The sequence below is a fragment of the Streptococcus oralis genome, assembly GCF_001578705.1.
In the GTDB taxonomy this organism is placed as follows: Bacteria; Bacillota; Bacilli; order Lactobacillales; family Streptococcaceae; genus Streptococcus; species Streptococcus oralis_J.
This window is the reverse complement of record NZ_KQ969040.1, coordinates 31,916-38,799: the sequence shown is the minus strand read 5'-3', so window position 1 is coordinate 38,799 and position 6,884 is coordinate 31,916. Positions and strand designations below refer to the sequence as shown.

The 6,884-nt window shown below is 43.4% G+C and carries 9 protein-coding genes; 8 read left to right on the top strand and 1 reads right to left on the bottom strand.

Annotated elements, in window-relative coordinates; genetic code table 11:
- From SORDD05_RS09030 to SORDD05_RS09015, 4 genes are all read left to right on the top strand, one after another.
- Nucleotides 1-956 (top strand): Ltp family lipoprotein (locus SORDD05_RS09030; protein WP_196757207.1); only part of this gene is annotated, 956 nt, incomplete at its 5' end.
- A gap of 125 nt (nt 957-1,081) precedes the next feature.
- Nucleotides 1,082-2,041: an ROK family glucokinase gene (locus SORDD05_RS09025; protein ID WP_061419249.1), complete on the top strand. Its 960-nt coding sequence runs from the start codon at nt 1,082-1,084 to the stop codon at nt 2,039-2,041.
- 93 nt (nt 2,042-2,134) lie between these two features.
- Nucleotides 2,135-2,569, top strand: coding sequence for an HD domain-containing protein (locus SORDD05_RS09020; protein ID WP_081102483.1), 435 nt, complete (start codon nt 2,135-2,137; stop codon nt 2,567-2,569).
- Nucleotides 2,570-2,622: 53 nt separating this feature from the next.
- Complete coding sequence (locus SORDD05_RS09015) at nt 2,623-3,462, top strand: thymidylate synthase (RefSeq protein ID WP_061419246.1); 840 nt, start codon at nt 2,623-2,625, stop codon at nt 3,460-3,462.
- A 40-nt stretch (nt 3,463-3,502) separates the two neighbouring features.
- On the opposite strand, the gene SORDD05_RS09010 is transcribed toward SORDD05_RS09015, so the two are convergent.
- Entirely contained in the window at nt 3,503-3,673 is a 171-nt protein-coding gene (locus tag SORDD05_RS09010) for a DUF3042 family protein (protein ID WP_001051782.1), read from the bottom strand.
- 120 nt (nt 3,674-3,793) lie between these two features.
- Here SORDD05_RS09010 and miaA point away from each other — a divergent pair, with 120 nt between their 5' ends.
- From miaA to SORDD05_RS08990, 4 genes are all read left to right on the top strand, one after another.
- Entirely contained in the window at nt 3,794-4,678 is an 885-nt protein-coding gene (gene miaA / locus SORDD05_RS09005) for a tRNA (adenosine(37)-N6)-dimethylallyltransferase MiaA (protein WP_061419243.1), read from the top strand.
- A complete protein-coding gene (hflX, locus tag SORDD05_RS09000) occupies nt 4,671-5,909 on the top strand; it encodes a GTPase HflX (RefSeq protein WP_061419240.1) in 1,239 nt (412 codons plus the stop codon). The genes miaA and hflX overlap by 8 nt, the downstream gene beginning before the upstream one ends.
- Entirely contained in the window at nt 5,902-6,525 is a 624-nt protein-coding gene (locus SORDD05_RS08995; protein ID WP_061419237.1) for a hypothetical protein, read from the top strand. Before hflX ends, SORDD05_RS08995 begins: the two co-directional genes overlap by 8 nt.
- A 14-nt stretch (nt 6,526-6,539) precedes the next feature.
- Nucleotides 6,540-6,884 (top strand): MBL fold metallo-hydrolase (locus SORDD05_RS08990; protein WP_155718872.1); only part of this gene is annotated, 345 nt, incomplete at its 3' end.

The window sequence follows — 6,884 nt, the reverse complement described above, 5'->3', positions numbered from 1 at the left end:
CACCGAAACCCGCGCCGAAGCCGGCACCGAAACCCGCACCGAAGCCAGCACCAAAACCCGCGCCGAAGCCAGCACTAAAACCCGCGCCGAAGCCGGCACCAAAACCTGCGCCGAAGCCGGCACCAAAACCTGCGCCGAAGCCGGCACCAAAACCTGCGCCGAAGCCAGCACCAAAACCTACGCCGAAGCCAGCACCGAAACCCGCTCCAAAGCCAGCACCAAAACCCGCGCCGAAGCCGGCACCAAAACCGGCTGAAAAAGCTAAAGAAACAACTCCTAAACAGGATAAATCACAATCTAAAGTTCAGTCTGGCTGGGTAGGAAATTACTACCTCAAATCAGATGGAAAGAGAGCTAAAAATGAATGGGTAGATGGTGGTCGTTATTATGTTGATTCTGATGGAAAAAAGGTTAAAAGTGACTGGATTTATGATAAAAACCATGGTTCATATTATTATCTAACAGCAGAAGGAAGCTCTGCTCGCAATAAATGGGTAGGAAATTATTACCTCAAATCAGATGGAAAGATGGCCAAGAATGAATGGGTAGATGGTGGCCGTTATTATGTTGAATCAGATGGTAAAATGGCTAGGGATAAATGGGTAGATGGTGGCCGTCACTATGTAGACTACGATGGTGTGCGGCAACCAAAACTAGATGGGAAGCAGTACAATGCTGCTTTAAATAAAGCGAAAAGCTATAATTCGGTTTTACATATGTCAAAAAAAGATCTCTATAACCAATTAACGTGGAATGGTTTTTCAAGTTCAGCAGCGCAGTATGCCATCGATCACTTGAATGCAGATTACAAAGCAAATGCCTTAATTACAGCAAGAGAATACCGAAAAAATAACCATTTATCAAAGACAGAGATTTATGAGTGGCTAACTTCTTCTTATGTTGGAAAATTTACAAAAGAAGAAGCAAACTATGCAATTCAACATTTAGGTGACTAATTTTTACAAATAGTGAAGCAAATGAGATGTTTTAATTTTGGCTTGTAGCCTGCAAACCTTTGCACAAAAGAGACGATTTTGTTATACTATATCTGTAAGCATTTTCAATTAAAAAGGAGAAGACGATGAGTCAAAAGATTATTGGGATTGACCTTGGTGGAACATCTATCAAGTTTGCAATTTTAACTCAAGAGGGAGAAATCCAAGAAAAATGGTCTATCAAGACTAATATTTTGGATGAAGGAAGCCATATCGTAGATGATATGATTGAGTCTATTCAACATCGTTTGGACTTGCTTGGATTATCGACTACGGATTTCCGAGGGATTGGAATGGGATCACCTGGTGTGGTTGATCGTGAAAAAGGAACTGTTATCGGTGCCTACAACTTGAACTGGAAAACCCTTCAACCAATTAAAGAAAAGATTGAAAAAGCCTTGGGTATTCCATTCTTCATCGATAATGATGCCAACGTAGCTGCTCTTGGTGAGCGCTGGATGGGCGCTGGTGACAACCAACCGGACGTTGTCTTTATGACACTTGGTACAGGTGTTGGTGGCGGTATTGTGGCAGAAGGCAAATTGCTCCACGGTGTTGCTGGTGCTGCTGGTGAGCTTGGTCACATCACTGTTGACTTTGACCAGCCAATTGCATGTACTTGCGGTAAGAAAGGTTGCCTTGAGACAGTTGCTTCAGCAACAGGGATTGTCAACTTGACTCGTCGTTACGCTGATGAATATGAAGGCGATGCAGCCTTGAAACGCTTGATTGACGATGGTGAAGAAGTAACAGCCAAAACTGTCTTTGACCTTGCAAAAGAAGGAGACGACCTTGCCTTGATCGTTTACCGTAACTTTTCACGTTACTTGGGTATTGCATGTGCTAACATCGGATCAATCCTCAACCCATCAACTATCGTTATCGGTGGTGGGGTGTCAGCAGCTGGAGAATTCCTTCTCCAAGGTGTTCAAAAAGTCTACGACGAAAATACCTTCCCACAAGTTCGCACATCCACAAAATTGGCTCTTGCAACTCTAGGAAATGACGCTGGAGTAATCGGAGCAGCATCGCTTGTATTGCAATAAGATAGATTGATAATAGAGCTTGGTGTTTATCAAGCTCTTTTTTAAAAATCGAATAAAACGAAATAGGTTTAAATTTTGGGAAGGAGCCGCTAGATGGATACATCAAAACAACCCATGCTTGAACTAGCATTGTCTATCGCTACGGAAGCTCATAGGGGGCAATTTGATAAGGCAGGGATAGATTATATAGAACATCCAATCTATGTAGCAAGCCAAGTTGATACTGAAGAAGAAAAAGCAGTTGCTTTACTACATGATGTCATTGAGGACAGTCCTTTTACGGCTGAAGAACTATTACTAGCTGGTTTACTAGAAACAGTAGTTACTGCCGTTCAGATTTTGTCAAAGAAAAAGGGGCAAGACTATCAAACATATCTAGAAAATGTGAAATCTAATCCCCTAGCACGCGTTGTCAAATTAGCAGATTTGAAGCATAATTCGGATTTATCGAGACTGAGTTCTGTCACTGATAAGGATTTGGAACGATTAGAAAAATATAAAAAGGCCATCGATTATCTGAGTATGTAGAAAAGCTCTTTTTATGCTATACTAGTTAAGAATAAAAGTTGAGGTGAGAGTAAATGACAAAAGCTGATACGATTTTTAAAGAGAATATTGAACGAATCCTCAAAGACGGTGTCTTTTCTGAACAAGCACGTCCCAAGTACAAGGATGGGACTGTTGCCAACTCCAAGTACGTAACGGGTGCCTTTGCGGAGTATGATTTGTCTAAGGGGGAATTTCCCATCACAACCTTGCGTCCCATTGCAATCAAATCTGCCATCAAGGAAGTACTCTGGATTTACCAAGATCAGTCTAATAGCCTAGAGGTGCTCAATGACAAGTACAATGTTCACTACTGGAATGACTGGGAAGTGGGAGATACGGGAACCATCGGTGAACGCTATGGGGCGGTCGTTAAGAAACACGATATCATCAATAAGCTTCTCAAACAATTGGAAGCCAACCCTTGGAACCGCCGCAATATCATCTCGCTCTGGGATTACCAAGCTTTTGAGGAGACAGATGGTCTTCTTCCATGCGCCTTTCAGACCATGTTTGATGTCCGTCGGGTTGATGGGGACATCTATCTGGATGCGACCTTGACCCAGCGTTCGAATGATATGCTGGTGGCCCACCACATCAATGCTATGCAGTATGTGGCTCTTCAGATGATGATTGCCAAGCATTTTGGATGGAAGGTTGGGAAGTTCTTCTACTTTATCAATAACCTTCATATCTATGATAATCAATTTGAACAAGCAGAGGAATTGCTTCGTCGTGAACCATCAAACTGCCAACCTCGTTTGGTCTTGAATGTGCCTGATGGGACCAATTTCTTTGATATCAAAGCGGAGGACTTTGAGTTGGTTGACTATGATCCAGTCAAGCCACAGCTGAAGTTTGATTTGGCTATTTAAGAAATAAAAAAGAAGTTGAGATTTCTCAACTTCTTTTTTATTAATGTGATACGCGACGGCGAGCTGCTTTTTTGCGGTTTTCTTCGATGAAAGCTGCTTTTTGCTCTTCTGGCTCAATCACTTTCTTTTTAATTGCATATACTGCACCTGCAACGGCAGCGACAGTTCCTGCGACACCTGTTACAAGACCTTTAGCGAATCCTTTAGCCATGAGTCTTCCTCCTTTATCTTCCTGATCAGCCAGGCTCCTCAAGAGGTAGCATTTTTCTGACTGACCTTTTTGTGATATAATAATAGTAACGAAAAAATGGGAATTTTTCAAGGAAAAGAGATGAAAACGAAAATAATTGTGATTGTTGGACCGACTGCTGTTGGGAAGACAGCTCTTGCTATCGAAGTGGCTAAGCACTTTGATGGAGAGGTGGTCAGTGGTGACAGTCAGCAAGTATACAGAGGGTTGGATATTGGGACAGCCAAGGCTAGCTCAGAGGAGCAAGCAGCTGTTCCTCATCATTTGATTGATGTCAGAGAGGTGACCGAGTCTTACTCGGCTTTTGATTTTGTTTCAGAAGCTAAGAAAGCTATTGAGGATATTCAAAGCCGTGGCAAGCTAGCCATTATTGCTGGTGGAACCGGGCTTTATGTCCAGAGCTTGCTGGAAGGCTACCATCTAGGTGGGGAGACACCTCATGAGGAGATTTTAGCCTATCGGGCTAGTTTGGAGCCTTATTCGGATGAGGAATTAGCCCAACTCGTTGAGCAAGCAGGCCTTGAAATTCCCCAGTTCAACCGTCGTCGTGCCATGCGTGCTTTGGAAATTGTCCATTTTGGTCAGGATTTGGAAAATCAGGAAAGTCCTTATGAACCTCTGATTATTTGCTTGGATGACGAACGCAGTCAGCTTTATGAACGTATCAACCACCGAGTAGATCTGATGTTTGAGGCTGGTCTTTTGGATGAGGCCAAGTGGCTTTTTGACCATTATCCAGATGTTCAAGCTGCCAAAGGCATTGGCTACAAGGAACTTTTTCCTTATTTCCGTAGAGAGCAAACTCTTGAGGAAGCCAGTGAGAGTCTCAAACAGGCGACGCGTCGTTTTGCTAAGCGCCAGCTGACCTGGTTCCGTAATCGCATGCAGGTGACCTTTTATCAGATAGGTGAGTCTGGCGTGAAGGACCGCATTCTAAGCCAGATTGAGGAGTTTTTAAATGATTGAAACGGAGAAAAAAGAGGAACGAGTCCTGCTCATCGGTGTGGTATTGCAGGGCATGGACAATTTTGACCTCTCTATGGAAGAATTGGCCAGTCTAGCCAAGACAGCTGGGGCAGTTGTAGTAGATAGTTACAGACAAAAACGTGAAAAATATGATTCCAAGACTTTTGTTGGCTCAGGTAAGTTGGAAGAAATTGCACTGATAGTAGATGCGGAAGAAATTAGCACTGTCATCGTCAACAACCGTCTGACACCAAGGCAGAATGTCAATTTGGAGGAAATTCTCGGGGTAAAAGTGATTGATCGTATGCAGTTGATTTTGGATATCTTTGCCATGCGGGCTCGAAGCCATGAAGGGAAGCTCCAAGTCCATTTAGCCCAGCTCAAATATCTCTTGCCTCGCTTGGTTGGTCAGGGGATTATGCTCAGCCGTCAGGCTGGAGGAATTGGTTCCCGTGGACCTGGTGAAAGCCAGCTGGAGCTGAACCGTCGTAGTGTTCGCAACCAAATCACAGATATCGAGCGTCAGCTCAAGGTCGTTGAGAAAAATCGGGCGACAGTTAGAGAAAAACGTTTGGAGTCCAGTACCTTTAAGATTGGTTTGATTGGTTATACCAATGCTGGGAAGTCAACTATCATGAACAGCTTAACCAGTAAGACCCAGTACGAAGCAGATGAGCTATTTGCAACTCTGGATGCGACGACTAAGAGTATCCATCTTGGGGGGAATCTCCAAGTAACTTTGACAGATACCGTTGGCTTTATCCAAGATTTGCCGACAGAGTTGGTGTCTAGTTTCAAGTCCACCTTGGAAGAAAGCAAGCATGTAGACCTCTTGGTTCATGTCATTGATGCCAGCAATCCTTATCATGAGGAACATGAAAAAACTGTTCTGTCTATCATGAAAGATTTGGACATGGAGGATATCCCTCGTTTGACCCTTTATAATAAAGCGGATTTGGTGGAGGATTTCACGCCTACCCAAACACCGTACGCAATGATTTCTGCCAAGTCGAAGGATAGTCGTGAGCAGCTGCAGGCTTTATTTTTAGAGAAAATCAAGGATATTTTCGAACCCTTTACCCTGCGCGTGCCTTTTTCGAAATCCTACAAGATTCATGATTTAGAAAGTGTAGCGATTCTGGAAGAACGCGACTATCAAGAGGACGGGGAAGTCATCACAGGTTACATTTCGAAGAAAAACAAATGGAGATTAGAAGAATTTTATGACTGATATGAAATCATTAGCTCTCAAGTATGGTGGCTATACAAGTCTGGATAAGGTCTATCTGGATCAACTTCTATCTGGCAAAACAGAGCAGGAGCAGTTGGCTCTCATCACCCCTCCACCTAGCGTGGTCAATGCTTACTTTGCAGAGCTCTACCAGAAAAAGAGCCCTCAAGCAGCGACAGATTACTTTGCAGAACTTTCTCAGGAACTAAATCTCTACAATGTTGAGCCAAGTTTCAACTTTGAAAACAAGCCCTTTATTCGTCTTAATTTATCTGGCAAGTCTTTTGGTTTTTGCTATGAGAGTCAAGGTTTTGGACGGATTTTCTCTGAGCAAGCGGAAGAAATTACATCAGATTTGCTCTTTGAAATTGCTCAGATTTTCCCCCATCAGCTGGTTTTTGAGGAGTCTGGTAAGATTTACATGACGGAGCTTGGAGAGGAAAAAGTCGTCTCTGTGGAGAGTTTGACTCCTTTAACGGATTTAGAAATCTTGGCAGATGGTCGCAAGCGTCTCAAAGGCTATAGTCAAGAGGATTTACTGCAAGAAGTTAGAGCTTTTTCTGGCAAGCCTTATTTCCGATCGGAAAACCGCACAGCCATGTTATATATTGATTAATTAGAAAGTATCGAATGGATATTCAATTTTTAGGAACGGGGGCTGGTCAGCCCTCTAAAGCCCGCAATGTTTCAAGTCTTGCCCTCAAACTCTTGGACGAGATTAACGAAGTCTGGCTCTTTGACTGTGGCGAAGGAACGCAAAATCGCATTCTGGAAACCACAATTCGACCCCGTAAGGTCAGCAAAATCTTTATCACTCACTTGCATGGAGACCATATCTTTGGATTGCCAGGATTTCTCTCTAGCCGTGCTTTTCAGGCCAATGAAGAGCAGACAGATTTGGAAATTTATGGACCTCAAGGCATCAAGTCCTTCGTCTTAGCCAGTCTACGTGTGTCCGGTTCTCGCCTGCCTTAT

Excerpts from the sequence above, each read along its gene's own strand:
- SORDD05_RS09020 (WP_081102483.1), top strand. The coding sequence starts at position 2,135 with ATGGATACATCAAAACAACCCATGCTTGAACTAGCATTGTCTATCGCT.
- SORDD05_RS09015 (WP_061419246.1), top strand. The coding sequence starts at position 2,623 with ATGACAAAAGCTGATACGATTTTTAAAGAGAATATTGAACGAATCCTC.
- hflX (WP_061419240.1), top strand. The coding sequence starts at position 4,671 with ATGATTGAAACGGAGAAAAAAGAGGAACGAGTCCTGCTCATCGGTGTG.
- SORDD05_RS08995 (WP_061419237.1), top strand. The coding sequence starts at position 5,902 with ATGACTGATATGAAATCATTAGCTCTCAAGTATGGTGGCTATACAAGT.
- SORDD05_RS09025 (WP_061419249.1), top strand. The coding sequence starts at position 1,082 with ATGAGTCAAAAGATTATTGGGATTGACCTTGGTGGAACATCTATCAAG.
- miaA (WP_061419243.1), top strand. The coding sequence starts at position 3,794 with ATGAAAACGAAAATAATTGTGATTGTTGGACCGACTGCTGTTGGGAAG.
- SORDD05_RS09010 (WP_001051782.1), bottom strand. The coding sequence starts at position 3,673 with ATGGCTAAAGGATTCGCTAAAGGTCTTGTAACAGGTGTCGCAGGAACT.